General features: G+C 69.9%; 27 protein-coding genes. 24 read left to right on the forward strand and 3 right to left on the reverse strand.

Features of this window, described 5'->3' with window-relative positions; genetic code table 11:
• Positions 1 to 136 precede the first annotated feature (136 nt).
• Positions 137 to 709, forward strand: coding sequence for a hypothetical protein (locus tag ACH47Z_RS10365; protein ID WP_399072668.1), 573 nt, complete (start codon positions 137 to 139; stop codon positions 707 to 709).
• Between the two features lie 32 nt (positions 710 to 741).
• Here the strand turns inward: ACH47Z_RS10365 and ACH47Z_RS10370 are convergent, their stop codons facing one another.
• A complete protein-coding gene (locus tag ACH47Z_RS10370; protein WP_399072670.1) occupies positions 742 to 1,044 on the reverse strand; it encodes a ferredoxin in 303 nt (100 codons plus the stop codon).
• A gap of 521 nt (positions 1,045 to 1,565) precedes the next feature.
• On the opposite strand from ACH47Z_RS10370, the gene arc reads away from it, so the two are divergent.
• The 7 genes from arc to ACH47Z_RS10405 all read left to right on the forward strand — a co-directional run bounded on the left by arc (position 1,566) and on the right by ACH47Z_RS10405 (position 8,280).
• Positions 1,566 to 3,332: a proteasome ATPase gene (gene arc / locus ACH47Z_RS10375; protein ID WP_399072672.1), complete on the forward strand. Its 1,767-nt coding sequence runs from the start codon at positions 1,566 to 1,568 to the stop codon at positions 3,330 to 3,332.
• A 243-nt stretch (positions 3,333 to 3,575) separates the two neighbouring features.
• Positions 3,576 to 5,087, forward strand: coding sequence for a depupylase/deamidase Dop (gene dop, locus ACH47Z_RS10380; protein WP_399072675.1), 1,512 nt, complete (start codon positions 3,576 to 3,578; stop codon positions 5,085 to 5,087).
• Between the two features lie 172 nt (positions 5,088 to 5,259).
• Positions 5,260 to 5,478, forward strand: a complete 219-nt coding sequence (locus ACH47Z_RS10385; protein ID WP_030608326.1) for a ubiquitin-like protein Pup — start codon at positions 5,260 to 5,262, stop codon at positions 5,476 to 5,478.
• A 384-nt stretch (positions 5,479 to 5,862) separates the two neighbouring features.
• Entirely contained in the window at positions 5,863 to 6,096 is a 234-nt protein-coding gene (locus ACH47Z_RS10390) for an endonuclease VII domain-containing protein (RefSeq protein WP_399072678.1), read from the forward strand.
• Positions 6,048 to 6,893, forward strand: coding sequence for a proteasome subunit beta (prcB, locus tag ACH47Z_RS10395; protein ID WP_399072680.1), 846 nt, complete (start codon positions 6,048 to 6,050; stop codon positions 6,891 to 6,893). The genes ACH47Z_RS10390 and prcB overlap by 49 nt, the downstream gene beginning before the upstream one ends.
• A 64-nt stretch (positions 6,894 to 6,957) precedes the next feature.
• Positions 6,958 to 7,704: a proteasome subunit alpha gene (gene prcA, locus ACH47Z_RS10400; RefSeq protein WP_399072682.1), complete on the forward strand. Its 747-nt coding sequence runs from the start codon at positions 6,958 to 6,960 to the stop codon at positions 7,702 to 7,704.
• Between the two features lie 216 nt (positions 7,705 to 7,920).
• Positions 7,921 to 8,280 (forward strand): GNAT family N-acetyltransferase, encoded by a 360-nt coding sequence (locus tag ACH47Z_RS10405; RefSeq protein WP_399072684.1) that lies wholly within the window; start codon positions 7,921 to 7,923, stop codon positions 8,278 to 8,280.
• A gap of 31 nt (positions 8,281 to 8,311) precedes the next feature.
• On the opposite strand, the gene ACH47Z_RS10410 is transcribed toward ACH47Z_RS10405, so the two are convergent.
• On the reverse strand, positions 8,312 to 9,328 hold the full coding sequence (locus tag ACH47Z_RS10410; protein ID WP_399072686.1) for a LacI family DNA-binding transcriptional regulator: 1,017 nt from the start codon (positions 9,326 to 9,328) through the stop codon (positions 8,312 to 8,314).
• A 119-nt stretch (positions 9,329 to 9,447) separates the two neighbouring features.
• Here ACH47Z_RS10410 and ACH47Z_RS10415 point away from each other — a divergent pair, with 119 nt between their 5' ends.
• The 16 genes from ACH47Z_RS10415 to ACH47Z_RS10490 all read left to right on the forward strand — a co-directional run bounded on the left by ACH47Z_RS10415 (position 9,448) and on the right by ACH47Z_RS10490 (position 25,723).
• The gene (locus ACH47Z_RS10415; RefSeq protein ID WP_399072688.1) at positions 9,448 to 10,707 is read left to right on the forward strand and encodes an MFS transporter; all 1,260 of its coding nucleotides are present in this window, start codon (positions 9,448 to 9,450) and stop codon (positions 10,705 to 10,707) included.
• 9 nt (positions 10,708 to 10,716) lie between these two features.
• Positions 10,717 to 12,078, forward strand: coding sequence for a Pup--protein ligase (gene pafA / locus ACH47Z_RS10420; RefSeq protein WP_399072690.1), 1,362 nt, complete (start codon positions 10,717 to 10,719; stop codon positions 12,076 to 12,078).
• 153 nt (positions 12,079 to 12,231) lie between these two features.
• Complete coding sequence (locus tag ACH47Z_RS10425; RefSeq protein ID WP_399072693.1) at positions 12,232 to 13,233, forward strand: FKBP-type peptidyl-prolyl cis-trans isomerase; 1,002 nt, start codon at positions 12,232 to 12,234, stop codon at positions 13,231 to 13,233.
• 84 nt (positions 13,234 to 13,317) lie between these two features.
• On the forward strand, positions 13,318 to 13,689 hold the full coding sequence (locus ACH47Z_RS10430) for an FKBP-type peptidyl-prolyl cis-trans isomerase (RefSeq protein ID WP_399072695.1): 372 nt from the start codon (positions 13,318 to 13,320) through the stop codon (positions 13,687 to 13,689).
• A gap of 119 nt (positions 13,690 to 13,808) precedes the next feature.
• Positions 13,809 to 14,786, forward strand: coding sequence for a helix-turn-helix transcriptional regulator (locus tag ACH47Z_RS10435; RefSeq protein ID WP_399072696.1), 978 nt, complete (start codon positions 13,809 to 13,811; stop codon positions 14,784 to 14,786).
• Positions 14,787 to 14,800: 14 nt separating this feature from the next.
• Entirely contained in the window at positions 14,801 to 15,784 is a 984-nt protein-coding gene (locus ACH47Z_RS10440; protein ID WP_399072698.1) for a helix-turn-helix transcriptional regulator, read from the forward strand.
• 39 nt (positions 15,785 to 15,823) lie between these two features.
• Positions 15,824 to 16,117 carry a hypothetical protein gene (locus ACH47Z_RS10445; RefSeq protein WP_399072700.1) on the forward strand — a complete coding sequence of 98 codons (294 nt, stop codon included), beginning with the start codon at positions 15,824 to 15,826 and terminating at the stop codon, positions 16,115 to 16,117.
• Between the two features lie 10 nt (positions 16,118 to 16,127).
• Positions 16,128 to 16,322 (forward strand): hypothetical protein, encoded by a 195-nt coding sequence (locus ACH47Z_RS10450; RefSeq protein ID WP_399072702.1) that lies wholly within the window; start codon positions 16,128 to 16,130, stop codon positions 16,320 to 16,322.
• Positions 16,323 to 16,557: 235 nt separating this feature from the next.
• Positions 16,558 to 16,848 carry a Sec-independent protein translocase subunit TatA gene (gene tatA / locus ACH47Z_RS10455; protein WP_399072703.1) on the forward strand — a complete coding sequence of 97 codons (291 nt, stop codon included), beginning with the start codon at positions 16,558 to 16,560 and terminating at the stop codon, positions 16,846 to 16,848.
• Positions 16,849 to 16,895: 47 nt separating this feature from the next.
• Positions 16,896 to 17,837 (forward strand): twin-arginine translocase subunit TatC, encoded by a 942-nt coding sequence (gene tatC / locus ACH47Z_RS10460; protein ID WP_399072705.1) that lies wholly within the window; start codon positions 16,896 to 16,898, stop codon positions 17,835 to 17,837.
• A gap of 85 nt (positions 17,838 to 17,922) precedes the next feature.
• Complete coding sequence (locus tag ACH47Z_RS10465) at positions 17,923 to 20,775, forward strand: DEAD/DEAH box helicase (protein WP_399072707.1); 2,853 nt, start codon at positions 17,923 to 17,925, stop codon at positions 20,773 to 20,775.
• 335 nt (positions 20,776 to 21,110) lie between these two features.
• Positions 21,111 to 22,781 (forward strand): ATP-binding protein, encoded by a 1,671-nt coding sequence (locus ACH47Z_RS10470; protein WP_399072709.1) that lies wholly within the window; start codon positions 21,111 to 21,113, stop codon positions 22,779 to 22,781.
• Entirely contained in the window at positions 22,778 to 23,182 is a 405-nt protein-coding gene (locus ACH47Z_RS10475) for a roadblock/LC7 domain-containing protein (RefSeq protein WP_399072710.1), read from the forward strand. Before ACH47Z_RS10470 ends, ACH47Z_RS10475 begins: the two co-directional genes overlap by 4 nt.
• Entirely contained in the window at positions 23,179 to 23,601 is a 423-nt protein-coding gene (locus tag ACH47Z_RS10480) for a DUF742 domain-containing protein (protein WP_399072712.1), read from the forward strand. Before ACH47Z_RS10475 ends, ACH47Z_RS10480 begins: the two co-directional genes overlap by 4 nt.
• Positions 23,582 to 24,202, forward strand: a complete 621-nt coding sequence (locus tag ACH47Z_RS10485) for a GTP-binding protein (protein ID WP_399072714.1) — start codon at positions 23,582 to 23,584, stop codon at positions 24,200 to 24,202. The genes ACH47Z_RS10480 and ACH47Z_RS10485 overlap by 20 nt, the downstream gene beginning before the upstream one ends.
• Before the next feature lie 48 nt (positions 24,203 to 24,250).
• Positions 24,251 to 25,723: a cytochrome P450 gene (locus tag ACH47Z_RS10490; protein WP_399072717.1), complete on the forward strand. Its 1,473-nt coding sequence runs from the start codon at positions 24,251 to 24,253 to the stop codon at positions 25,721 to 25,723.
• A 7-nt stretch (positions 25,724 to 25,730) separates the two neighbouring features.
• Here the strand turns inward: ACH47Z_RS10490 and ACH47Z_RS10495 are convergent, their stop codons facing one another.
• Complete coding sequence (locus ACH47Z_RS10495) at positions 25,731 to 26,654, reverse strand: RluA family pseudouridine synthase (RefSeq protein ID WP_399072721.1); 924 nt, start codon at positions 26,652 to 26,654, stop codon at positions 25,731 to 25,733.
• Between the last annotated feature and the right edge of the window lie 77 nt (positions 26,655 to 26,731).

A 26,731-nucleotide genomic window follows, 5' to 3' on the forward strand; every position in this document is an offset into this window, starting at 1 on the left:
TGACAGGGAGCCACAAACCGGACCAATCCCGGCGGCCCGTGTTCGTCATCCCGGACCCCGCCGTTCCCCCGCACTGTGACGTGTGGCACCATGCTGGCCACCCCCACCGGCACAGCCCTCACAGGAGACACTCCTCGTGCAGCAATCCGCCGTTCCGGAGCTCGCTCACACCCAGACCAGGCCCATCCACTGGGTCGCCACCGCCACGGCCGTCGCCGGCGTCGTGGCCCTCTCCTCCGTCGTGCAGCCCGGCTCGGCCACGGCCGCCACCGGCGCACAGCCCAGGACCGCCCACGTGGCCGTCGCCCCGCCCGGCACCACCGGCGTGGACTTCCCGCTGAACTGCGGCCCGCTCAAGGCAGTGGTGGCGAAGCAGGCCAGCGGGGACCTGGACGGCGACGGCAGACCCGAGACGGTCGCGGTGGTGCACTGCGACTCCTCCATGGGCACCCCGCCGGACGGGGTCTACGTCGTCACCCGCCCGTCCGACGGCGGCACGCCGCGCGTGGTCGCCACGCTCGTCAGTCCGCGGGACCGGGTGACCGTCACGGACTTCTCGCTCCGCGCGCGTGCGGTCGGCGCGACCCTGCTCGGCTACTCCACGGACTCCGTGCCCAACTGCTGCCCGGACCTGAAGACCCCGGTCAAGTGGGAGTGGAACGGCAGCGCGTTCCTACGCTCCGCCCCCGACGCGGCCCACAGCGTCTGAACCGGGCGCCGCACACCGGGCCCGGCCGGCACTCACTCCGCGTCGGGCCCGTACACCTCGACCTTGTCCGAAACGCGGCGCACATGGATACAGTCGCCGGGACACTCCTTGGCGGAGTCCACCACGTCCGCGAGCAGCGGCAGCGGCACCGGGGTCGTCGCCCCCGCGGACTGGAGCAGCTCGTCGTCAACGCCCTTCACATAGGCCAGCCCGTCGATGTCCAGCTCGAACACCTCGGGGGCGTACTGGGCGCAGATCCCGTCGCCGGTACACAGGTCCTGGTCGATCCAGACCTCCAGCGCCTCGCCGCCCGGGGCCTCCTGCTGCACGGTCACTTCTCCTGCCCTTCCGGTTCGCCGGGCGGTCGGGGCCGGGGGCCAGCCGGGTCCGCTCCAGCGGCTGTTGAACTCCCCTCGACCCTACCTCCGCCGCTTTCGGGCATCCTTGCGCCGGTGACGGGGTTTCCGCGCGATCCCGCTCGGGTACGACCGCCCGACCAGGACAGGGGGGAGTCCCAGCCAGGGGAACGACCACTTCAGGCCGCGCCGACGGTGACACCGTCCGCCCGGACCGTCGCTCTGCGTGATGACCGTACGAGCGTGCTGCGGGCTGCCCGCGTACGGGCCGACCGGCCCGGACCGGACAACTCCGGCCATCCTTGAAGGGTTTCGACCGCGCGATGCCTGGAACAAGCTGCTTCCGCATCACGTTGAGTGGGTATCCCCTCCGTGCGAGGGAGAGCGCACCGGGTGACCGACGACACACCTTGACAGTCTTGGTGATCTAGGGGTTTCAATCGACACCCACCCAGGTAGGGTCTGGAAGCGTCCAGCTCCCCTTGGAGGAGGTGAGGACCGTGGCAGCCCACGACGACGACATGAACCGCGGCATCCGCCCGGGACGAGGGTCCGACGACCCGGCCGGGCAGATCGCCTACCTTGAGCAGGAGATCGCCGTCCTGCGACGTAAGCTCGCCGACTCTCCGCGACACACGAGGATTCTCGAAGAGCGGATCGTCGAGCTGCAGACCAACCTGGCCGGCGTGTCCGCCCAGAACGAACGACTGGCCAACACCCTCCGCGAGGCCCGCGACCAGATCGTGGCCCTCAAGGAAGAGGTCGACCGGCTCGCCCAGCCACCGGCCGGCTTCGGAGTCTTCCTGCAGGCGAACGAGGACGGCACCGCCGACATCTTCACCGGCGGCCGCAAACTCCGGGTGAACGTCAGCCCAAGCGTCGACCTCGACGATCTGCGGCGCGGCCAGGAGGTCATGCTCAACGAAGCGCTCAACGTGGTCGAGGCCATGGAGTACGAGCGCGTCGGCGACATCGTCACCCTCAAGGAGATCCTCGAGGACGGCGAGCGCGCCCTCGTGCTGGGGCACACCGACGAGGAGCGGGTGGTGCGGCTCGCCGAGCCACTGCTGGACGTCACCATCCGCCCCGGCGACGCCCTGCTGCTCGAGCCCCGCTCCGGCTACGTCTACGAGGTCGTGCCCAAGAGCGAGGTCGAGGAACTCGTCCTCGAAGAGGTCCCGGACATCGGCTACGAGCAGATCGGCGGCCTCGGCAACCAGATCGAGGCGATCCGCGACGCGGTCGAGCTGCCGTACCTCTACCCCGACCTGTTCAAGGAGCACGAGCTGCGCCCGCCCAAGGGCGTCCTGCTCTACGGCCCGCCCGGCTGCGGCAAGACGCTCATCGCCAAGGCCGTCGCGAACTCGCTGGCCAAGAAGGTCGCCGAGGTCACCGGCCAGGCCGCGGGCAAGAGCTTCTTCCTCAACATCAAGGGCCCCGAGCTGCTCAACAAGTACGTCGGCGAGACCGAGCGGCAGATCCGCCTCGTCTTCCAGCGTGCGCGTGAGAAGGCCAGCGAGGGCACCCCCGTCATCGTCTTCTTCGACGAGATGGAGTCCCTCTTCCGCACCCGTGGCTCCGGTGTCAGCTCGGACGTGGAGAACACCATCGTCCCGCAGCTGCTTGCCGAGATCGACGGTGTCGAGGGCCTGCAGAACGTGGTCGTGATCGGCGCCTCCAACCGCGAGGACATGATCGACCCGGCCATCCTGCGCCCCGGCCGGCTCGACGTGAAGATCAAGATCGAGCGGCCGGACGCCGAGGCGGCCAAGGACATCTTCGGCAAGTACCTCACCGAGCGCCTCCCGCTGCACGGGGACGACCTCGGCGAACACGGCGGCGACAAGGCCACCACCGTCCAGAGCATGATCCAGACGGCGGTCGAGCACATGTACGCCGAGTCCGAGGAGAACCGCTTCCTCGAGGTCACCTACGCCAACGGCGACAAGGAAGTCCTCTACTTCAAGGACTTCAACTCCGGCGCCATGATCGAGAACATCGTGGGCCGCGCCAAGAAGATGGCGATCAAGGACTTCCTCGAGAAGAGCCAGAAGGGTCTTCGCGTCTCCCACCTGCTCCAGGCCTGCGTGGACGAGTTCAAGGAGAACGAGGACCTGCCCAACACCACCAACCCGGACGACTGGGCCCGGATCTCCGGAAAGAAGGGCGAGCGGATCGTGTACATCCGTACGCTCATCACCGGAAAGCAGGGCGCGGACACCGGACGCTCCATCGACACGGTGGCGAACACCGGTCAGTACCTGTAAAAGGCAGGGCGGCTGCGGGTGCCCTCACCGGGTACCCGCAGCCTCTGCTTTTTCTGGCCAACACTGGCCACGACCGGAGCAGGCAATGACGCAAATGATCTCCCCACCAGCGCAAAGGCGTTCTAGGCTCGTTCCTACCGCCGAGTCGCGCAGTGCGGGGACGGGCACCGCACACGCACCGGAGCGCCAGCGGTACGCGAGCGGCGCCCACGACCGAGGGTGCCGCCGGGCAAGGAGGGCCGCATGACCGTACGGCGAGTAATGGGCATCGAGACGGAGTACGGGATCTCCGTCCCCGGCCACCCCAACGCCAATGCCATGCTCACCTCGTCCCAGATCGTCAACGCCTACGCGGCGGCGATGCACCGGGCCCGCCGGGCCCGCTGGGACTTCGAGGAGGAGAATCCGCTGCGCGACGCGCGAGGCTTCGACCTCGCCAGGGAGGCCGCCGACGCCAGCCAGCTCACCGACGAGGACATCGGCCTCGCCAATGTGATCCTCACCAACGGCGCGCGGCTGTACGTCGACCACGCCCACCCCGAGTACAGCGCCCCCGAGGTGACCAACCCGCGCGACGCCGTCCTGTGGGACAAGGCCGGCGAGCGCATCATGGCCGAGGCCGCCGAGCGGGCCGCACAGCTCCCCGGCGCCCAGCCGATCCACCTGTACAAGAACAACACCGACAACAAGGGCGCCTCGTACGGGACGCACGAGAACTACCTGATGAAGCGGGAGACCCCCTTCTCGGACATCGTGCGCCATCTCACGCCCTTCTTCGTCTCCCGTCAGGTCTTCGCCGGAGCGGGCCGCGTCGGCATCGGCCAGGACGGGCACGAGCACGGCTTCCAGCTCAGCCAGCGCGCGGACTACTTCGAGGTCGAGGTGGGCCTCGAGACCACCCTCAAGCGCCCGATCATCAACACCCGCGACGAGCCGCACGCGGACGCCGAGAAGTACCGCCGACTGCACGTGATCATCGGCGACGCGAACCTGTCGGAGATCTCGACGTATCTGAAGCTGGGCACGACCGCCCTGGTGCTGTCCATGATCGAGGACGGTTTCATCGCGGTGGACCTGGCCGTCGACCAGCCCGTGCGCACCCTCCACCAGGTCTCCCACGACCCCGGCCTCAAGCGCCTGGTCACCCTCCGCAGCGGCCGCACACTCACCGCGGTCCAGTTGCAGATGGAGTACTACGAGCTGTCGCGCAAGTACGTGGAGGAGCGGTACGGCGCGGAAGCGGACGAGCAGACCAAGGACGTCCTGAGCCGCTGGGAGGACACTCTCAACCGGCTCGAGAACGACCCGATGAGCCTCGCAGGCGAGCTGGACTGGGTCGCCAAGCGAGAACTCATGGAGGGCTACCGCCGCCGTGACGGCCTCGACTGGGACGCGGCGAGGCTGCACCTGGTCGACCTCCAGTACGCCGACGTACGGGCCGAGAAGGGCCTCTACAACCGCCTGGCGGCCCGTGGACGCATGAAGCGGCTGCTGGACGAGTCCGAGGTCGACCGGGCCCGTACGAAGCCGCCGGAGGACACGCGCGCGTACTTCCGCGGCCGCTGCCTGGAGCAGTACGCGGACGACGTCGCCGCCGCGAGCTGGGACTCGGTCATCTTCGACCTCCCCGGCCGCGACTCCCTCCAGCGCGTCCCAACCCTGGAACCGCTACGCGGAACGCGAAATCACGTCAAGGAGCTGCTGGATCGCTGCCGCACGGCAGAAGACCTGGTCAGGGTGCTGTCGGGCGGCTGAGAGGGCCCGGCGGGTACGCGTACCACCCCGGGCGGACAGGGTGGAAATCCCACCGCCCGGGAATCATCGAGGTGGCCCCCGCACGTTGGAGAAACTGCGGGGCCGATGTCGGACCCGGCTTGTAGGGTCTGATCATCACCGATCGGCAGTCGAACTGAGCGGGGTGAGGGTTATGGCAACCAAGGACACCGGCGGCGGCCAGCAGAAGGCCACACGGTCCACCGAAGAGGTCGAGGAGCAGGCGCAGGATGCGCAGGCTTCGGAGGATCTCAAGGAGCGGCACGAGAAGTTGTCGGACGATGTGGACTCGGTACTCGACGAAATCGATGACGTGCTCGAAGAGAATGCCGAGGACTTCGTGCGCTCCTTCGTTCAGAAGGGTGGACAGTAGGCCCGTTTTTCCTTTGAATCGAAGGTGAAGCGGAGTTCGGGAGTGGTGGGGGAGCCGGAAGTGAAGCGCTGCGCGCGGTGCAGAGAAGCCAAGCCGCGCGCAGCCTTCGCGGCCAAGCGAAGCAATCTTGACGGCTTGCAGCACCGTTGCCGCGAGTGTGCGGCTGAGTCCGACCGCAAGCGCCAGCAAGCCATGGGCAGAACGGTTCCGCCACGCGGGGCTGTCCCAGACGGTCACAAGTACTGTCAGGGCTGTGGAGAGGCCAAGCCGCGCTCTGCCTGGCACCGAGGGAAGACCTCGCGGTGCAAGGCATGCCGCGCCGTTGACGACCGTACGTACCACCTGAAGCGCCAATACGGGCTCACCGCAGCCGAGCGTGACGCGATGATCGCCTCCCAGCGGGGCTTGTGCGCGATCTGCCTGGATGCCCCCGCCGTGCATGTGGATCACTGCCACAAGACGGGTAGGGTCCGTGGCGTACTGTGCTTCAACTGCAATTCCGGCCTCGGCCTGTTGGGGGACGACCCCGACACCGCTCGCCGGGCCGCTGCCTATCTGGAAGGAAACTCGTGGAAGCCAATACTCGTGGCACCGGGCGTCTACCAGCTGCCTTCCTGACGCCTGGGTCCTCTTCGTTCATGGACTTCCTCTCCGAGCACCAGCCCGAGCTGCTGCCCGGCAACCGGCAGCTGCCGCCCACCCAGGGCGTGCTCGAGGCGCCGCACGGCACGACCATCGTGGCCGCGACGTTCCCCGGCGGCGTCGTGCTGGCCGGTGACCGGCGGGCGACGATGGGCAATGTCATCGCCCAGCGGGACATCGAGAAGGTGTTCCCGGCGGACGAGTACTCGGCGGTCGGCATCGCCGGCACCGCGGGTCTCGCCGTCGAGATGGTCAAGCTCTTCCAGCTGGAGCTGGAGCACTTCGAGAAGGTCGAGGGCGCCCAGCTGTCCCTGGAGGGCAAGGCGAACCGGTTGTCGACGATGATCCGTTCCAACCTCGGCATGGCCATGCAGGGCCTCGCCGTGGTCCCCCTCTTCGCTGGGTACGACGTGGACCGGGAGAAGGGGCGCATCTTCTCCTACGACGTCACGGGCGGCCGCAGCGAGGAGCACAACTTCGCGGCGACGGGCTCCGGCTCGATCTTCGCTCGCGGAGCGATGAAGAAGCTGTTCCGTGCCGACCTGACCGAGGAGCAGGCCACCACGCTGGTGGTCCAGGCCCTCTACGACGCGGCAGACGACGACTCGGCGACCGGTGGTCCCGATGTCGCCCGCCGGATCTACCCGATCATCACCGTGATCACCGAGGACGGCTTCCGCCGGCTCACCGAGGACGAGTCCTCGGAGCTCTCCCGTGCGGTGCTCCAGCGCCGCCTGGAGGAGCCCGACGGCCCCAAGGCCGCCCTGCTCTGAAGCAGCGGGCCCCGGTTCTTATCGAGGTGATCCAGTGACCATGACAGAAAGGGACGGATAGCCGGTGTCGACGCCGTTCTATGTCTCACCCCAGCAGGCCATGGCCGACCGGGCCGAGTACGCCCGCAAGGGCATCGCCCGTGGCCGCAGCCTCGTCGTGCTGCAGTACGCCGACGGCATCGTGTTCGTCGGCGAGAACCCGTCCCGGGCGCTGCACAAGTTCAGCGAGATCTACGACCGGATCGGCTTCGCGGCCGCCGGCAAGTACAACGAGTACGAGAACCTCCGCATCGGCGGTGTCCGCTACGCCGACCTGCGCGGCTACACCTACGACCGCGACGACGTCACCGCCCGTGGCCTCGCCAACGTCTACGCGCAGACGCTGGGCACGATCTTCTCGTCGGCCGCCGAGAAGCCGTACGAGGTGGAGCTGGTCGTCGCCGAGGTCGGGGAGGCCCCCGAGGGCGACCAGATCTACCGGCTGCCGCACGACGGCTCCATCGTGGACGAGCACGGCTCGGTCGCGGTCGGCGGCAACGCCGAGCTGATCAGCAACTACCTGGACCAGCGCCACCAGGACGGCATGACCCTGGCCGAGGCGCTCAAGCTCGCCGTACAGGCCCTGTCCCGCGAGTCCAACGGCAGCCAGCGGGAGATCCCCGCCGAGCGCCTGGAGGTCGCGGTGCTGGACCGCACGCGCCCGCAGAAGCGCAAGTTCAAGCGCATCGTCGGCCGCCGGCTCGCCCGCCTGCTCGAGGCGGACGGCGCGGCCACCGCGGCGGAGACCTCGGAGGAGTCCGGGGAGGAGTAGTCCGCCGCCCCCTGCCCCTCAGGTGTGCCCCGGCCCGCTGTCCTGGCCGGGGCACACCGGTGTCCGGGCGCGGGAAGCCCGGATGCCGTCGGCCCGGTCCGTCCGTGAGACTCCCGGCATGACGACCGACTTCCAGGTGCGCCGCGCGGTCCTGTCGGACGCCCCCGAACCGGCCCGGCTGCGCTGGGCCTTCAAGCAGGAGGACCACGAAGGGCCATGGCACGAGCCGGGTCCGGTGACCGAGGCCGAGCGATCGGCGAGCGACTGGCCGGCGGCCGCTGGCTCGCCTGGGTCGCGGAGCACGCGGGCGTCCTGCACGGCCATGTCTTCCTGCAGCTCGTGGAGCGTGTCCCGGAGCCGTACGAGGACAACACGCCGTTCGGCTATGTGACGAACTTCTACGCCGCCCCGGACCGCCGCGGCCGCGGCCTCGGCGCCCGTCTGCTGGCAGCCCTGCGCGCGCACGCCCGCGAGCAGGGCCTGGAGGTCCTGATCGTCTGGCCGTCGGAGCGCAGTGTCCCGCTCTACCGCCGCTCGGGTTTCGAGCCGTCCGCCGAGGTGCTGGAGAGCCGCTGAGCGCTCCGCGGCGGACTTCGCCGACCCCCGCTCAGCGATCCCGTGGCGGGGCCGTGGAGCCTCGGACGACCAACTGGACCGGGATGTTCCCGCCCTCCGGCTCGCGGCCGTCCAGGACCGCCAGCAGGGCCCGCATGCCCCGCTCGCCGAAGAGCTCGGCGTCCAGTCGTACCGTCGTCAGCTCGGGGTCGATGGCGGTGGCGAGGGCGAGGTCGTCGAGGCCGGTGACGGAGATGTCGTCCGGGATGCGCAGGCCGAGGCGGCGGACGGCCTTGTAGGTGCCGGCGGCGAGTTTGTCGTCGTCGCAGACCACCGCCGTCGGCCGGGGGCCCGGCACACGGAGTGCGGCCTCCGTCGCGGCCTGGGCGTGCTCGATGGAGATCGGGGCCCTGGCCGTACGGACCTCCGTGCCCGGCACCGCCGCCATGCGTGCCGCCAGCTCTCGCGCGCGGATCTCGAAGGTCCAGGAGGGCACGTCCGCGGCGAGATGGAGCACCCGGCGGTGGCCGAGGCCCAGCAGATGGTCGGTGACCTGGCGGACACCGTCGGCGATGTCCAGGTTGACCGTCGCCGCGCCCAGGCTGCCCTCGGGGTCGCTGTCGAGCATGACCAGGGGCAGCTGGTCGCCGCGGATCGCGGTGAGCGCGTCGGCGGCCATCGAGGAGGCGATGACACCGTCCAGCGCGGCCTGCGCGGAGGCGAAGGGGTCGCGGGCCGGGCCGACGCCCTCGGGGGAGGGGTACAGGACGACACCGAAGCCGTTCTCGGCCGCCACGCGCGCGGCACCGGTGTAGACGCCCGCGAAGAACTCCGTGGTCAGGGCGGGTACGACCAGCAGCACCGTGCGGGTGCGGCCGAGGCGGAGATTGCGGGCGGCGAGGTTGGGGCGGTAGCCGAGGTCGCGCGCGGCCTCGCGGACCCGCTCGGCGGTGGTCTCGGAGACACGGCCGCGCCACTTGTCGCCCAGCACGAGCGAGACGGCGGCCTGCGAGACCCCGGCCGCCTGGGCGACGTCACGGCTGGTCGGGCGCGTACTGCTGCGTGCCACCGTGGGCCTGCTCCTTCACCTGGACGTCCGAACAGCGCACATGGTACGTATGTGGAAGGACGTTATACGTAAAACTTGGGACCTCGAAGCGTCCCGGGGGAGCCGATGGAGGGCGGTACATGGCCACCGGATACCTGGAGATACTCCGGGCACGGCACGCGTTGCGGCTGCTCACCGGCACCCTGGTGGGCCGGCTGCCCAACGCGACCGCCGCGATCGCCCTGGTGCTGTTCGTCCGCGCCGAGGGCGGCACCTACAGCCTCGCCGGTGCCCTCGCGGCGGTCTACGGCGTCGCCAACGCGATCGGCCAGCCGGTGCTGGGCAGGCTCGTGGACCTGCACGGGCAGCCGCGCGTCCAGTTGCCCGCCGCGGTTCTCGCCGCCCTCTCCATGACCGTCTTCGCCCTCTCCGGCACCGACCCGCTGCCGCTCGCCTATGCCTCCGTCGCCGCGGCCGGGCTGTTCACCCCGCCCCTGGAGGGCGGCCTGCGCGCCCTGTGGCCGTCGGTGCTGCGCCGCGAGGAGCAGGTGCACACCGCGTACGCCATGGACGCGATCGCGCAGGAGGTGATGTTCACCGTCGGACCGCTGCTGGTGACCCTGTGCGTGTCCCTGTGGGACGAGCGCGCCGCCCTGCTCGTGCTGAACCTCCTGGGCGTCCTCGGCGCGCTCTCCGTGGTCGTCTCGCGGCCCTCGCGCGCGTGGCGCTCGGCCCCGCGCGAGGCGCACTGGCTCGGCGCCCTGCGCTCGCCCGGCCTGCTCGCGCTGCTCGGCGCCTTCCTGTTCATCGGCATCGCGCTGGGCTCCATCACGGTCGCGTCGGTGTCGTACGCCGACGGGCACGGCGGTGACGCGGTCTACGGCTGGATGATGGCCGGGCTCGGCCTCGGCGCACTCGCCGGCGGCACCGTCTACGGCGCCTGCCGGTGGACCGGGGTGCCCGAGCGCCGACTGCGCTTCCTGGTGGCGCTTCTGGCGGTGTGTTACCTGCCGCTGATGCTGGTGCCGGACGCGGTGGCCATGGTGCTGCTCACGGTGGTCTCCGGGGTGTTCCTCGCGCCCTGTATCGCCTGCGCGTTCATCATCGTCGACCGGCACGCGCCGAGCGGGACCGTCACCGAGGCGTTCTCCTGGCTTGTGACGACGTTCACCGTGGGTGCCTCGGTCGGAACGGGCCTCGCGGGACCCGTCGTCCAGGGCGGCGGCACGGTGTGGGGCTTCGCGGTGCCCGGTGCCGCGGGGGCCGTGTCCCTGCTGGTCCTGCTCGCCACCGGGCGGGTCCTCGCAGCTCCCGTGCGAGGCGAAGTCGTTGCGGCTTCATCGGAAAATGATCCAAATCGTGCTGCCGAACCCCGTTTCAGCTCAGGGGATCGGGCGTAATGTTCACTCATGGACCGCCGCATTTTCGGGCTGGAGAACGAGTACGGCGTCACGTGCACGTTCAGGGGACAGCGCCGCCTGTCTCCTGACGAGGTGGCGCGGTACCTCTTCCGCCGTGTCGTGTCATGGGGCCGCAGCAGCAATGTTTTTCTGCGAAACGGCGCCCGGCTCTATCTCGACGTGGGTTCACATCCGGAATACGCGACACCCGAATGTGACAACGTGACCGAACTGGTCACCCACGACAAGGCCGGCGAGCGCATTCTCGAAGGACTCCTGGTGGACGCGGAACGACGCCTGCACGAGGAGGGAATCGCAGGCGACGTCTACCTCTTCAAGAACAACACCGACTCGGCGGGCAACTCCTACGGCTGCCACGAGAACTATCTGGTGGCCCGGCACGGGGAGTTCTCCCGACTCGCGGACATCCTCATCCCCTTCCTGGTCACCCGGCAGCTGCTGTGCGGCGCCGGCAAGGTGCTCCAGACCCCGCGCGGCGCGGTGTACTGCGTCAGCCAGCGCGCCGAGCACATCTGGGAGGGCGTCTCCTCGGCCACGACCCGCTCGCGGCCCATCATCAACACCCGTGACGAACCGCACGCCGACGCCGAGCGCTACCGCCGGCTGCACGTCATCGTGGGCGACTCGAACATGTCCGAGACGACCATGCTGCTCAAGGTCGGTGCGACCGACCTGGTGCTGCGCATGATCGAGGCGGGCACCGTGATGCGCGACCTGACCCTGGAGAACCCGATCCGGGCGATCCGCGAGGTCAGCCACGACATCACCGGCCGCCGCAAGGTCCGCCTGGCCAGCGGCCGCGAGGCCTCCGCCCTGGAGGTGCAGCGCGAGTACTTCGACAAGGCGGTGGACTTCTGCGACCGCCGCGGCATCCGCACCGGCACGGTCGCCCAGGTCCTGGAGCTGTGGGGCCGCACCCTCGACGCGATCGAGACCGAGGAACTGGACCGGATCGCCACCGAGATCGACTGGGTCATGAAGTACAAGCTCATCGAGCGGTACCGGGCCAAGAACAACATGACCATGTCGCACCCGCGGGTCGCGCAGATAGACCTCGCCTACCACGACATCCACCGCCGCCGCGGCCTGTACTACCTGCTGGAACGCAAGGGCCAAGCCGCGCGGGTCTGCAACGACTTGAAGATCTTCGAGGGCAAGTCGGTTCCCCCGCAGACCACTCGGGCCCGCCTGCGCGGTGACTTCATCCGCCGCGCCCAGGAACAGCGCCGGGACTTCACCGTCGACTGGGTCCACCTCAAGCTCAACGACCAGGCACAGCGCACCGTGTTGTGCAAGGACCCGTTCCGTTCCGTGGACGACCGGGTGGAGAAGCTCATCGCCGGAATGTGACGAAGACGGACGAGGACAAGCGAGTCAAGCGTTTCCGCACCGTATTGCCGGAACGCCACACGGGCGTCGTACGTTTCCCGTACGGCGCCCTTCTCGCGTCGTAGAGTTGCGCGCACGCCAATCCACAAGATCGATCGATTACGAGGCTCTTCCGTGCGCCGACGCTCACTCCTCCTCGCCGCCGTACCCGCGGGACTGGTCACTCTCTCCGCGTGCGGTGACAACAAGTCCGCCTCCAGCAAGGCGAGTGCCTCGCCGACGCCCTCGGTGACCACCGCGCCCGCGCCCAAGATCGTGGAGGGACCGCTGCCGGCGATCACGGCGGGCGCGAAGTTCGGCGAGAAGCCGACCGTCGCCAAGGGCACGGGCGAGCCGTCGCCGAACCTGGCGGTCAGGACGCTGATCGCGGGCAGTGGCCGCACGGTCGCCGAGAACGAGTTCGTCCAGGCCCACTACCTGGGCCAGATCTGGGACACCGCCAAGGTCTTCGACAACTCTTACGACCGCCACACCCCGCTGGTCATCCAGCTCGCCCAGGGCAGCATCATCGACGGCTGGCGGTACGCGCTCACGGGCAAGAAGACCGGCAGCCGCGTCGAGATCGCCGTACCGCCCACCTGGGGCTACGGCAAGAACGGCCAGCCGCAGGCGGGCATCAAGGGCACGGACACCCTGGTCTTCGTCATCGACCTGATCGACTCCTTCAACTCCAAGAGCTCCGCGAAGGGCAAGGAGGTCGCGCAGACCGACGCGGCCCTGCCCAAGGTGGCCACCAACACCGACGGCGCCGTCCCGAAGGTCACCGTCCCGAAGACCGCCCCGCCGAAGAAGCTTGTCTCGGAGTACGTGCTGGAGGGCGACGGCGACGAGCTCAAGGCCGACCAGACGGTCCTGTGCCAGTTCCAGGGCCTGGTCTGGGACGGCGGCAAAACCTTCCAGCGGACGTACGGCTCGGGGCGGCTCGCCCAGTTCTCGCTCCAGCAGATGCAGCAGGTGGTCAAGGGCCTGGCGGACGGCCTGACCGGCAAGAAGGTGGGCAGCCGCGTGCTGATCGTCGTACCGCCGGAGCTGGGCTACAGCAACGTCCCGAGCGGCGGACCCATCAAGAAGGACTCCACGCTCGTCTACACGGTGGACATCCTCGCGGCGCTGTAGCGCCGTGCGCCCGCTGCGGGCGGGAGATCCACGGAGATGAAAGACTGTCCGCGTTTCGTGTCGTACACAAGCAGGAGCCTTGACGTGAACATCGACAAGCCCGAGATCGACTTCCCTGAGGGTGCGCCCCCGAAGGACCTCGAGATCAAGGACATCTGGGAGGGTGACGGGCCGGTCGCGCAGGCGGGCCAGACCGTTACCGTCCACTACGTGGGTGTCTCCTTCAGCACCGGCGAGGAGTTCGACGCCAGCTGGAACCGCGGCAACCCGTTCCGCTTCCCGCTGGGCGGCGGCCGTGTCATCAAGGGCTGGGACCAGGGCGTCCAGGGCATGAAGGTCGGCGGCCGCCGCCAGCTGACCATCCCGGCCCACCTCGCCTACGGTGACCAGAGCCCGACCCCGGCGATCAAGCCCGGTGAGACGCTGATCTTCGTGGTCGACCTCCTCGCGGTCTGATCGGATCCGATCACCTGGGGCCCATGCCTGTCCGGGCGTGGGCCCTCGGCTTTTGTCACCGCGCCGAGGAGCGGTACGGTCATCGGTCGGAAGCATTAAAGAGAAGGCGAAGGGCGTCGATGGCCATTGCCAAGGCCGAGCGGCTGATGAACCTCGCGCTGTGCCTGCTCGGGGCGCGGCGGCCGCTCAGCAAGCGAGAGCTGCGGGATTCCATCGAGGCGTACGTCGAGGCCGTCAGGCCGGAAAAGGGTGCAGCGGGCAGCGACGACTCCTTCAACCGGATGTTCGAGCGGGACAAGGACGACCTGCGCGAACTGGGCCTGGTCATCGAGACCGTCGAGAACCTGGACGGCGAGATCGGCTATCTCGCCCGCCGCGACAGCAACCGCCTTCCCCCCATCACCCTGGACGCCGAGGAGGCCGCCGCACTCGGCCTCGCCGCCAAGGTCTGGCAGCAGGCCCGCCTCGCCGGAGCCGCCAGCGGCGCCCTGCAGAAGCTGCGCGCCGCGGGGTTGCCCGAGGACGTCGACCCCTACGAGGCGCACGGCGCCCTGGAGCCGCGCATCCCGGTGCACGAAGCCGCCTTCGAGCCCCTGATGCTGGCCTGCCGTGACCGCCGCCCGGTCCTCTTCGAGTACCGCAAGGCCTCCGCCGCCCGCCCCGAGCCCCGGCACGTGGAGCCCTGGGCGCTGGAGTGCTGGCGCGGCCACTGGTACCTGGCCGGCTGGGACCGTGACCGGAGCGCCGAGCGCGTCTTCCGGCTCTCCCGGATCACCGGCCGGGTCCGCTCGCGCGGTACGGGCTTCACCGCCCCCGTGCCCGACGTCGTCACCGTGCGCGAGACCGTCGCGAGCTGGGCGGGCGAGATCGCCGACCGCTCGGCACTGATCCGGCTGCGCTCCGGCTCCGGTTACCCCCTTCGGGCGAAGGCCACCAAGGTCCGGGAACTCGGCGACGGCTGGGACGAGTTGGAGATTCCGTACGGGCACGGCCTGGACGCCTGGCTGGTCGAGTTCGGACCGGACGTGGTGGTCCTGGAGCCGGCCGAGCTGCGCGCGGACGTGGTGGACCGGCTGCGTGCCGTGGCCAAGGGCTGAGGGGGAGCGGAAGCATGGCAGGCAAACCGGTCAGGCCCGTGAACGCCATCGACCAGACCCGGCGGATGCTCTCCCTGGTCACCTATCTCAGGGAGCGCCCCGGCGCGCGGATCGCGGACGTCGCCCGCGCCTTCGGCATCACCGAGGACGAGCTGGTCGCCGACCTCGATCTGCTGCCCATGTGCGGCACCAGCTTCCGCGGCGGTGACCTGCTGGACATCGACACCGACGGCGAGCGCATCTGGTGGCACAACCCGGCCGCGCTCGGCGAGGAGGCCGCCGAGCCGCTCCGGCTCGCCGCCGACGAGGCCACCGCCCTGCTGGTGGCCGCCCGCGCGGTCGCCACGCTGCCCGGCCTGCGCGAGGGCGACCGCCAGGCCCTGCTGCGGGCCACTGCCAAGGTGGAGGCGGCGGCCGGCGAGGCCGCCGGGGCCAGCGCGCGGCTGTCGGTGACCTTCGAGTCCGAGGGCGGTGTCTTCGCCGACGTCGACCGGGCCATCTCCGAGCGCCGCCGGCTGTGGATGCGCTACTACTCCCCGGCGCGCGACGAGGTCACCGAGCGCGAGATCGACCCCATCCGCCTGGTCAGCGTCGGACACACCTATGTCGAGGCCTGGTGCCGCCGCTCCGAGGCCCGGCGCACCTTCCGGCTCGACCGGGTCGCCGAGATCAGAATCCTGGACGAGCCGTCCGCGCCGCCCGAGATAGAGCTGCGGGACCTCTCCGAGGCCCTGGTGCAGCCGGCCGCCGAGGACCCGGAGGTCGTGATCGAGGTCGGCCCCGGCGGCCGCTGGGTCGCCGAGTACTACCCGCACGACAGTGCCGATGAGCTTCCCGACGGCGGACTGCGTATCACTCTGCGCACCCCCGATCCGGCCTCTCTGCGCCGGCTGGCCCTGCGGCTGGGCCGCGACGGCCGGATCGTGTCTCCACCGGAGCTGGCCGACAGTGCCCGGAGGGCGGCCGGCGAGGGCTTGGCGGCGTACGGCGAGCGGTAGCCGGCAGCGCCCCGAACGACCACAAAGAGGAGCAGGCCAATGAGCGAGTCTCCGGCGTCCGGTGCTGGTGAGATGACGGTGGCAACAGCCTTCGCCGGGATGAGAAGAGTGGCCCCCGTCATGTTCAGGGCGGGCTGCCCGGACTGCCGGGGCCGCTTCGAGCTGGCCGCGGGCGCGCTGCGCCTCGCCATCGGCGCCAGCAGCCGTACGACGTTCTACTCCTTCACCTGCCCCGACTGCGGCGCGACCGTTCGCAAGCCCGCCGGGGAGCGCATCGTCGAGCTGCTCACCGGCGGTGGGGTCAGAACGCTGCGCCTGCACCCCACCGTCTAGTCTCGACGTCATGTTCTGGCCGATGTTCGCGGTAGCGCTGGGTTTCCTGGGTCTCGCCGTCCTGGGGGTGCTCGCCGTCCGGGTGTTCCTCGAGGCGCGGCGCCTCGGGCAGCAGGTCGCCGACTCCGCGCGCCGTATCAACAGGGCGGCCGAGGACCTGGAGCGGGCGGCGGTCAGCGCGGCCCGTGCCGTCGACGCGCTGTGATTGCCGTGGACCATGCGCTTTGGGTCACTTCGCCCTGTCACCTTGCGGGTCCGGCCAGGTACGCTGCTGGTCGCGGCCCGGAAACGAGGCGCGGTCCGCAGAGAGCGGGAGTATGCACGGGGATTGTTCTACGTTCACCCCTGGGCGTTACGATCGCTGCCAGCACGAAGGTCAGACACTTGTCCGACCAGTCGGACATGCCCAGCCGCCCGCCTCAGTGAGAAGGTGAAGACTTATGTTCCGCAACGCACTTGAGCCGTGGCACCTGGTGCTCCTGGTTCTGGTGATCGTCCTCGTGTTCGGCTCCAAGAAGCTTCCGGACATGGCTCGCTCGCTCGGCAAGTCCGCGCGCATCCTGAAGAGCGAGGCCAAGGCGATGAAGGACGAGGGCAAGCAGTCCACCACCTCCGCCGCCCAGCCCGCCGAGGAGCAGTCCCCGGCTCAGCGCACGATCCAGGCCGCCCCCGGTGACGTGACCAGCTCCCGGCCGGTCAACGAGCCGACGGACACGACCACCCAGCGCTGACGCGAGGACCGGGGCATCCGGTCCGCTGCACGAGATGAGGATGTGGGTTGCTGAAGTCTGCCCGCAAGCAGGAGAGGGATCCCGAGGGGCGGATGCCGCTCGCGGATCACTTGCGTGAGCTGCGCAACCGGCTCGCGAAGGGTGTCCTGGCGATCGTCGTCGTCACGATCGTCGCCGCCTTCTTCTACCAGGACATCATCAACTTCATCACCGAGCCGCTCCTGCGCTCGGTCGGGTGCACCCAGTCCTTCGGAGACCTGGCGAAGTCGAAGAACGTCCACTGTGCGCACCTCACGGTCAGCGGCCTGCTCACGCCCTTCACCCTGGCGCTGAAGGCCTCACTGACCGCCGGTATCGTGGTGGCGGCACCGATCTGGCTCTACCAGCTGTGGGCGTTCGTCGCGCCGGGCCTGCACCGCCACGAGAAGAAGTACGCCTACGCGTTCGTCGGCTTCGGCTTCCCGCTCTTCATCAGCGGCGGCTACCTCGCCTACCACGTGCTGCCCACCACGGCGAAGGTGATGATCGATCTCACGCCGAAGGGCGCGGAGAACCTGCTGCCGCTGGACAACATGCTCGACCTGGTGACGCGCATGGTGGTGGTCTTCGGCCTCGCCTTCGAGATGCCGCTCCTGCTCGTCATGCTCAACCTCACCGGCATCCTGTCCGGCAGGCGCATGCTGGGCTGGTGGCGCGGCATGGTCGTCGGCATCGCGGCCTTCGCGGCCGTGGCCACGCCCGGTGCCGACCCGATCTCGATGCTGGCGCTCGCGGCGCCGATCTGGCTGCTGTACTTCATCGCCGTGGCCTTCTCGCTGTTCAACGACCGGCGCAGGGCGCGTCGGGAGGCCCAGGGGCCCGGGGACGACGAGGCCTCCGAGCTCGACCTGACGCCCGAGGACATCGGCGAGGTGGAGGCCGTGGCCGCGAGCCGCGCCCCCGAACCGCCGGGCACGGACCGGATCAACGGCTACGACGACGTGACCTGATCCCACCCCCGCACCCAGCCGTACACGATGCCCCCGCCCAGGTGGACGGGGGCATCGCCGTGTCGCGGAGCACACGATCGGGATAATGATCGTCCGGTTGTCAGTGGGGCCCGGTACGCTCGAAAGCACGATGACAGAGGACCTCTCACCGGCCGAGCGGTACGCGGCAGCCCGCAGGCGGGCAGCCGAGCAGGCCACCGCGCTCGCGTCCTTCCGCGAGATGTACGACTTCGGCCTCGACCCCTTCCAGATCGAGGCCTGTGAGGCGCTCGAGGCGGGGAAGGGCGTGCTGGTGGCCGCCCCCACCGGCTCGGGCAAGACGATCGTGGGCGAGTTCGCCGTCCACCTCGCCCTCCGGCAGGGCAAGAAGTGCTTCTACACGACACCCATCAAGGCGCTGTCGAACCAGAAGTACGCCGACCTGTGCCGCCGCTACGGGGACGGCATGGTCGGCCTCCTCACCGGCGACAACAGCATCAACTCGGATGCCCCGGTGGTCGTGATGACCACCGAGGTCCTGCGGAACATGCTGTACGCCGGCTCCCAGACCCTGCTCGGCCTCGGCTATGTGGTCATGGACGAGGTGCACTACCTCTCCGACCGCTTCCGCGGCGCCGTCTGGGAAGAGGTGATCATCCACCTGCCCGAGTCGGTGACCCTGGTGTCACTGTCGGCGACCGTCTCCAACGCCGAGGAGTTCGGTGACTGGCTGGACACCGTTCGTGGCGACACCGAGGTGATCGTCTCCGAGCACCGGCCCGTGCCGTTGTTCCAGCACGTGCTCGCCGGGCGCCGGATGTACGACCTGTTCGAGGAGGGCGAGGGCCACAAGAAGGCCGTCAACCCCGACCTCGCCCGCCTGGCCCGCATGGAGGCCACCAGACCGTCGTTCCAGGACCGCCGCCGCGGCCGGGCGATGCGTGAGGCCGACCGGGAGCGTGAGCGCAGACAGCGCTCGCGCGTGTGGACGCCGGGCCGTCCCGAGGTCATCGAGCGGCTGGATTCCGAGGGTCTGCTTCCGGCCATCACCTTCATCTTCAGCCGCGCCGCCTGCGAGGCCGCCGTCCAGCAGTGCCTGTACGCGGGCCTGAGGCTCAACGACGAGGAGGCGCGGGAGCAGGTCCGTGCCCTGGTCGAGGAGCGTACGGCCGCCATCCCGTCGGAGGATCTGCACGTCCTCGGCTACTACGAGTGGCTGGAGGGCCTGGAGCGTGGTATCGCGGCCCACCATGCCGGCATGCTGCCGACCTTCAAGGAGGTCGTCGAGGAGCTGTTCGTGCGCGGCCTGGTCAAGGCCGTCTTCGCGACCGAGACCCTCGCCCTCGGCATCAACATGCCCGCCCGCTCGGTGGTGCTGGAGAAGCTCGTCAAGTGGAACGGCGAGCAGCACGCCGACATCACCCCGGGCGAGTACACCCAGCTGACCGGCCGCGCCGGGCGCCGGGGCATCGACGTCGAGGGCCACGCCGTCGTGCTGTGGCAGCGCGGGATGAGCCCCGAGCACCTGGCCGGCCTCGCGGGCACGCGTACGTACCCGCTGCGCTCCAGCTTCAAGCCGTCGTACAACATGGCGGTCAACCTGGTCGAGCAGTTCGGCCGGTACCGCTCGCGCGAGCTGCTGGAGACCTCCTTCGCGCAGTTCCAGGCCGACAAGTCGGTCGTCGGGATCTCCCGCCAGGTCCAGCGCAACGAAGAGGGACTCGAGGGCTACAAGGAGTCGATGACCTGCCATCTCGGCGACTTCGAGGAGTACGCGCGCCTGCGCCGCGAGCTGAAGGACCGCGAGACCGAGCTGGCCCGGCAGGGCGCCAACCAGCGCCGCGCCGAGGCCGCCGGCTCCCTGGAGCGGCTGAAGCCGGGCGACGTCATCCACGTACCCACGGGCAAGTACGCCGGTCTCGCCCTCGTGCTGGACCCGGGCCTGCCGGCCGGCCGCGCCACCGGCCACCGCGGCCTCGACCACCACGACGGCCCGCGCCCGCTGGTGCTGACCGCCGAACGGCAGGTCAAGCGGCTGGCGTCGATGGACTTCCCGGTGCCGGTCGAACCGCTGGACCGGATGCGGATCCCGAAGAGCTTCAACCCGCGCTCCCCGCAGTCCCGCCGGGACCTCGCCTCCGCGCTGCGCACCAAGGCGGGGCACATCCCGCCGGAGCGGGCCCACAAGAAGCGCTCGCAGGCCGCCGACGACCGCGAGATCGCCCGGCTGCGCACGGCGATCCGCGCGCACCCCTGCCACGGCTGCAACGACCGTGAGGACCACGCCCGTTGGGCCGAGCGCTACCACCGGCTGCTGCGCGACACCTCGCAGCTGGAGCGCCGGATCGAGGGGCGTACGAACACGATCGCGCGGACCTTCGACCGGATCGTGGCCCTGCTGACCGAGCTGGACTATCTGCGCGGCGACGAGGTCACCGAACACGGCAAGCGGCTCGCCCGGCTGTACGGCGAACTCGACCTGCTGGCCAGCGAATGCCTGCGCGAGCGGGTCTGGGAGGGGCTCGACCCGGCCGAACTCGCCGCGTGCGTCTCGGCGTTGGTGTACGAGGCCCGCCTCAGCGACGACGCGATGGCGCCCAAGCTGCCGTCCGGCAAGGCGAAGGCCGCGCTGGGTGAGATGGTCCGGATCTGGGGCAGGCTGGACGGTCTGGAGGAGGAGTTCCGGATCAACCAGACCGAGGGTGTGGGCCAGCGCGAGCCGGATCTCGGCTTCGCCTGGGCCGCGTACATGTGGGCTTCTGGGAAGGGGCTCGACGAGGTGCTGCGCGAGGCGGAGATGCCGGCCGGTGACTTCGTGCGGTGGTGCAAGCAGGTGATCGACGTGCTGGGGCAGATCTCGGCGGCTTCTCCCGCGGCGGGCTCGACCGTGGCGAAGGCCGCGCGCAAGGCCGTGGATCAGTTGCTGCGGGGTGTGGTCGCCTACTCGTCCGTGGGTTGACCCGTCCCGATCGGAGTCTGAAGGGGCCGCATCTGCGGCCCCTTCACTCATTACGGTGAGTGGTTTTCGCATGCCCGCATACAGCTACTGAATGTGTTCGAACAGAAGCCCAGCGTGTAAATGGAGCCGAGCGTACTCCTGTTGCGGGGGCGATTTCAGGTGCTTGCCGAATATGACACGGCGATGATCCGGTCGGACTAAGCTCGCCCGCGGCGCACCGAGTTGAGGTGAATTCGTGCGCCTGTTCCCAAACATGCGATAGATCCCGACAGTTCCATGAACCTTCCCCCCACAAGCACCTCCGACACCCAGCCGATTCGTCTCAGAAGGCATCCATGGTGAGTGTTCAGAAGCCTCCCGGTCGCCGTGAACGTCCCTATGCGCGCGTGCTGTTGCCGCCGGCCATACTGATGGCCGCGGCGACCGGGGCGGCGATCGCCCTGGCGCCGGTCTCTGCCCGGATCGTCGTCGGCGCGCTCGGGGCCCTGGCCCTGCTCCTGGTCCTCGCCACCGGCGGGGAGGCCGTCCGCCGCGGCCGCAGGCTCCGCGAGGAACAGGCCGAGCACGCTCGTCACGCCGCGTACCTGGAACACCGGATCGCCGCCCAGGACGGGCTGATCGAGGTGTTCGCCTCGGACATCATGCCGACCGGTTTCAAGCGGCTGCGCGCCGGACAACCGCTCCCGGACGTCGTGGCCGACATCTACGACACCGATCCCGAACTGCGCGCACTGCCCGACATCTACCGCGAGATGTACCTGGTCGCGCTGCGCGGCGCCGACCGTGAGATCACGATGCGGGACGCCACCGAGCGCTCCTTCGTGACCATCGCCCGCCGTATCCAGGCCATCGTCCACCAGCAGGCCAAGGAACTGCGGGAGATGGAGGAGGACCACGGCCGCAGCGCCGAGGTCTTCGACGACCTGCTGCGCATCGACCACGGCACCTCGCTGATCGGCCGCCTCGCCGACACCATCGGCGTCCTCGGTGGCGGCCGGCCCGGCCGCCAGTGGCCCCTGCCGGTCTCCCTCTACAGCACGCTGCGCGGCGCCATGTCGCGCATCCTGGAGTACCGCCGCATCCAGCTGAACTCCATCGTCACCATCAACATCAAGGGCACCGCGGTCGAGCCGGTCCTGCACGCTGCCGCCGAACTCCTCGACAACGCCACCCGCTACTCGCCGCCCACGGCCAAGGTGCATGTCACCGCCACCGAGGTGCAGGCCGGCGTCGTCATCGAGATCGAGGACGCCGGTGTCAGCCTCGGCGAGGAGTCCCGTGCCCGCGTCGAGCGGATGATCGAGGACGCCAAGAACGGCGACGACGCCCACAACCTCGGCGAGAACCCGCGCCTCGGCCTCGCCGTCGTGGGCCGCCTGTGCACCATGTTCGACATGGAGGTCTCGCTGCGCGCCTCCGCGTACGGCGGCGTCCGCGCGATCCTCTTCGTTCCCCGGGTCATGACGACCACCGAGCCCGGTGTGGGCGCCGCCCACGGCATCGGTGCCACCGGCATCCCCATGAAGGAACTCGGTGCCGTGGAGGGCCCGAAGCGCCGGCCCAAGAAGCGCCGCCCGACCAACCCCAAGATCCCGGCCGGTATCTCCATGGAGGACGACGTCCCCGTGGTCACCGAGTGGACGGCTGGAGGTCTGCCGCAGCGCCGCAGCCGGGTGAAGATCCCGATCACCCAGCGGCTCGCCGAACAGTACGAGATCGAGCGTGCCGAGCGCGAGGGCAGGCCGACCATCTGGTCGCAGGCGAAGCCCGAACCGGAGCCCGAGCCCGAGATGGACCCTGAGATCAAGAAGCTCCGGGAGCGGCCGATCGGCCAGGGGATCGAGGACTTCTGGAACGGCCTGCGCAAGGGCATGCCCGAGGGCGCCACCGGGCCCGAACTGACCGACTTCACGCGCCACCCGGAAAAGTACGTGCACCTTCTCAACGACTACGACGAGCCCGTCGAGGGCGCCACCGAGGCCGACGACGAGGGGGACCTCAAGTGATCCAGCAGCGAGGCAACATCGACTGGATGCTCAAGCAGCTCAACGACGGCGTGCCGGGCATCGAGATGATCGTGGTCCTCTCCGCCGACGGACTGCGCATCGCCCGCTACGGCGGCGACCCCGACGCCGCCGACCGCGTGGCCGCCGCCTGCGCGGGCATGCAGAGCCTGGCCGACGCCATCATCCAGGAGCTCCCCGACGCCGGCGACATGCAGGTCCTCGTCATCGAGATCGAGGGCGGCTACTTCTACCTCATGAACGCCGGCGACAACGCCTTCCTCGCCGTACTCGCCGACGTGACCTGTGAGCCCGGCCGGATGAGCGGCATGATGCGCGACCTCGTCGTCCGGATCGGTGCCCACCTCACCAGTCCGCCCCGGCGGAACGGGCAGACCGTATGACTCCTCCACGACGCAAACGGCGCCAGCCGCTACCGCCGCCGCCTGTACAGCCGACGCCGTCCGTGCCCCAGGCTGCGGGTGGCCCGGCCGTGCCCAAGAACCCCGAACGGCTCTACGCCTTCGCCGAGTCCGAGGACGGCGCGCGCGCCGAACTCGACCTCGTGACGTTAATCGTGGCGCGCTCCGCACCCCCGCCGGACGCCTCGCCGGAACAGTCCTCGGTGCTGCGGCTGTGCGGCGCCCCGCTGTCCGTGGCCGAGCTGTCGGCCTATCTGAGCCTGCCGTTCAGCGCGATGACCGTACTGATCACCGACATGATCACGGCCGGACTGGTACAGGCGCGCGCCCCGATCGTCCGCCAGGCGCTCCCCGACCGTTCACTCCTCGAAGCGGTGATGCATGGACTTCAACGCCTCTGACACGATCCCCGGCCCACGCACCGAGGATCACCTGCCGCACACGGCCCAGGCCGCGGTCAAGATCGTGATCGTGGGCGGCTTCGGTGTCGGCAAGACCACCATGGTCGGCTCCGTCAGCGACATCAGACCGCTGACCACCGAGGAGACCATGACCCAGGCCGGTATCGGCGTGGACGACAACTACGGCTCCGAATCGAAGACGGCCACCACCGTGGCCATGGACTTCGGCCGCATCAGCATCACCGAGAAGCTGGTGCTCTACCTGTTCGGCACCCCCGGCCAGGAGCGCTTCTGGTTCCTGTGGAACGGCCTGTTCGAAGGCGCCCTCGGCGCCGTCGTCCTCGTCGACACCCGGCGGCTCGACGTCAGCTTCGACGTCATGGGCCGGCTGGAGGAGCGCGGCGTGCCCTTCGTCGTCGCCGTCAACACCTTCCCGGACGCGCCCCGTTACCCGGTCGAGGAGCTGCGCACCGCGCTGGACCTGGTCCCGGAGATCCCGATCATCGAGTGCGACGTACGGCGCCGGGCCTCCAGCAAGGACGTGCTGATGACCCTGATGCGCTTCCTGCACTCCATCGCCCTGGCCCGGGTCTCCAGCTGACCCACCGCCGACCGACCTCCCCCACTTTTTTCGTTCCGGAGCGACACCGTGACGTCTGACATCCCATCCCTGACCGGTACCGACCCCATCCCCGGCCCGCCGCCGGGCTGCCCCGCGCACGGCCTCGGCCCCGGCGGGCTGCACCGGCTCCACGGCCCCGACGCCGAGGACCTGGACGACCTCTACGAACACCTCCGGGAGGAGCACGGCTCCGTGGCGCGCGCGCTGCTCCACGAGGACGTGCCGATGTGGGTGGTCCTCGGGCACGCCGAGAACCGCCAGCTGGTCCGCAGCCCCTCCGTGTACACCCGGGACAGCCGGACCTGGACCCCGCTGGCGGACGGCACCGTCAAGCCCGACCACCCGCTCATGCCGCACATCGCCTGGCAGCCGATCTGCTCGCACGCCGAGGGCGACGAGCACCAGCGGCTGCGCGCGGCGGTCACCGCGGCCATGGACACGATCAACCACCGCAGCCTGCGCCGGCACATCGGTCGCTACACCCAGAGCCTGGTCAACAGGTTCTGCGAACGCGGCCGGGCCGACCTGGTCTCCCAGTTCGCCGAGCATCTGCCGATGGCCGTCATGTGCAAGATCCTCGGCATGCCCGAGGAGTACAACGACCGGATGGTGCAGGCCGCCCGGGACGCCCTGAAGGGCACCGATACCGCCATCCAGAGCCACACCTACGTCATGGAGGCGCTGAGCCGGCTCACCACCCGGCGCCGCGCCAAGCCCGAGGAGGACTTCACCAGTCACCTCGTCACCCACCCGGCCGGGCTCACCGACGACGAGGTCCGCGAACATCTCCGGCTCGTCCTCTTCGCGGCCTACGAGGCCACCGCGAACCTCCTCGCCAACGCGCTGCGCATGGTCCTGACCGAGCCGGGCTTCCGCGCCCGGCTCAGCGGCGGCCAGATGACCGTGCCGGAGGCCATCGAGCAGTCGCTGTGGGACGAGCCGCCGTTCAGCACCGTCCTCGGCTACTTCGCCAAGGAGGATACCGAGCTGGGCGGACAGCGCATCCGCAAGGGCGACGGCCTGCTCTTCGCGCCCGCGCCGGGCAACCTCGACCCGCGGATCCGCCCGGACCTGTCCGCGAGCATGCAGGGCAACCGCTCGCATCTCGCCTTCGGCGGCGGCCCGCACGAGTGCCCCGGCCAGGACATCGGCCGCGCCATCGCCGACGTCGGCGTCGACGCGCTGCTGTTGCGGCTGCCCGACGTCCAGCTCGACTGCCCGGAGGAGGACCTGCGCTGGCGCTCGTCCATCGCCTCCCGGCATCTGGTGGCCCTGCCGGTGCGGTTCGAGCCGAAGCCGCAGCAGGACGTCGACCTCGCGCCGCGTCGCGGGTCCGTCTCGGGGCCGGACTCCGGCTGGCCGGCCGACATGCGCCGGCCGGACCCGGCGCCGACGGCCGAACCGCGGGTCACGGTACCCGTGCCGGTGCCTGCGGCGCCTGAGCCGGTTCGGGTGCGGGGGGTTTGGCAGCGGCTGTTGCGTTGGTGGCGGGGGGAGTAGCGCCTTCCTACGGGGTGCTCCGGAGCACACGTCCGCTCACGAACGTGTGCTCCACCCCTGTGACCGGATCGGTGAACTCCAGTCGCCGCGCGAGCAGTTGGAGTGGTCGGCGGAAGTCGTCGGCCGGGACCGGGTCGGTCACCACCGGGTACAGGGGGTCGCCGAGGATGGGGATGCCGAGGGCGTTCAGGTGGACCCGTAGCTGATGGGTCTGCCCGGTCGCCGGGACCAGTCGGTAGCGGCCCAACCCGCCCCGGTGCTCGGCCAGTTCCACATGGGTCTCGGCGTTCGGCTCGCCCTCGACCTCGAAGGCCGCCTGCACCCCGCGCTCCTTCACGATCCGGCTGCGCACGGTGCGGGGCAGGGCCAGCTCGGGGTCGTACGGGGCGACGGCCTCGTACTCCTTGCGCACCCGTCGGTCCCGGAACAGGTTCTGGTACGCGCCGCGCTCCTCGGGCCGTACCGTGAACAGCACCAGCCCCGCCGTCAGCCGGTCCAGCCGGTGTGCGGCGCCGAGCGTCGGGATGTCCAGCTCGCGGCGCAGCCGGGCCAGCGCGGTCTCGGTGACATGTGTGCCGCGCGGTGTCGTGGCGAGGAAGTGCGGCTTGTCGGCCACGACGATGTGCGCGTCCCGGTACACCACCTCCACCGGGAACGGCACCGGCACCTCGGCGGGCAGCTCGCGGTGGAACCACACGTACATGCCCGGCTCGTACGGCGCGTCCGGCGCCACCGCCCGGCCGTCGGTGCCGACGATCAGCCCCGCGGCGAACATGCCCTCGATCGTCCCCGGCCCGGCCCCCGTGAGCCGCTCCACCAGATGCTCGCGCACGGTGGCCCACGTCCCGTCGTACGGCAGCCGGACCCGCACGGGGTCCACTCCGTCACGCTGGGGGAGCGGGGCAGGCGGGGGAGGGGTACGGCGTCTCATCGGGGTCAAGGGTACGAGGGCCACGGGCGCGACGCGGAAAACGGGTGGGCGGTGATCGTGGCGGTCGGCAGGATGTG

This window comes from Streptomyces sp. NPDC020192, from assembly GCF_044388685.1.
Taxonomy (GTDB): Bacteria; Actinomycetota; Actinomycetes; order Streptomycetales; family Streptomycetaceae; genus Streptomyces.

Excerpts from the sequence above, each read along its gene's own strand:
- dop (WP_399072675.1), top strand. The coding sequence starts at position 3,576 with ATGACCGTACGGCGAGTAATGGGCATCGAGACGGAGTACGGGATCTCC.
- ACH47Z_RS10470 (WP_399072709.1), top strand. The coding sequence starts at position 21,111 with ATGGTGAGTGTTCAGAAGCCTCCCGGTCGCCGTGAACGTCCCTATGCG.
- ACH47Z_RS10465 (WP_399072707.1), top strand. The coding sequence starts at position 17,923 with ATGATCGTCCGGTTGTCAGTGGGGCCCGGTACGCTCGAAAGCACGATG.
- pafA (WP_399072690.1), top strand. The coding sequence starts at position 10,717 with ATGGACCGCCGCATTTTCGGGCTGGAGAACGAGTACGGCGTCACGTGC.
- ACH47Z_RS10390 (WP_399072678.1), top strand. The coding sequence starts at position 5,863 with ATGATCGCCTCCCAGCGGGGCTTGTGCGCGATCTGCCTGGATGCCCCC.
- ACH47Z_RS10450 (WP_399072702.1), top strand. The coding sequence starts at position 16,128 with ATGTTCTGGCCGATGTTCGCGGTAGCGCTGGGTTTCCTGGGTCTCGCC.
- ACH47Z_RS10495 (WP_399072721.1), bottom strand. The coding sequence starts at position 26,654 with ATGAGACGCCGTACCCCTCCCCCGCCTGCCCCGCTCCCCCAGCGTGAC.
- ACH47Z_RS10385 (WP_030608326.1), top strand. The coding sequence starts at position 5,260 with ATGGCAACCAAGGACACCGGCGGCGGCCAGCAGAAGGCCACACGGTCC.
- tatA (WP_399072703.1), top strand. The coding sequence starts at position 16,558 with ATGTTCCGCAACGCACTTGAGCCGTGGCACCTGGTGCTCCTGGTTCTG.
- ACH47Z_RS10405 (WP_399072684.1), top strand. The coding sequence starts at position 7,921 with ATGGCACGAGCCGGGTCCGGTGACCGAGGCCGAGCGATCGGCGAGCGA.
- ACH47Z_RS10485 (WP_399072714.1), top strand. The coding sequence starts at position 23,582 with ATGGACTTCAACGCCTCTGACACGATCCCCGGCCCACGCACCGAGGAT.
- ACH47Z_RS10435 (WP_399072696.1), top strand. The coding sequence starts at position 13,809 with ATGGCCATTGCCAAGGCCGAGCGGCTGATGAACCTCGCGCTGTGCCTG.
- ACH47Z_RS10440 (WP_399072698.1), top strand. The coding sequence starts at position 14,801 with ATGGCAGGCAAACCGGTCAGGCCCGTGAACGCCATCGACCAGACCCGG.
- ACH47Z_RS10415 (WP_399072688.1), top strand. The coding sequence starts at position 9,448 with ATGGCCACCGGATACCTGGAGATACTCCGGGCACGGCACGCGTTGCGG.
- ACH47Z_RS10445 (WP_399072700.1), top strand. The coding sequence starts at position 15,824 with ATGAGCGAGTCTCCGGCGTCCGGTGCTGGTGAGATGACGGTGGCAACA.
- ACH47Z_RS10480 (WP_399072712.1), top strand. The coding sequence starts at position 23,179 with ATGACTCCTCCACGACGCAAACGGCGCCAGCCGCTACCGCCGCCGCCT.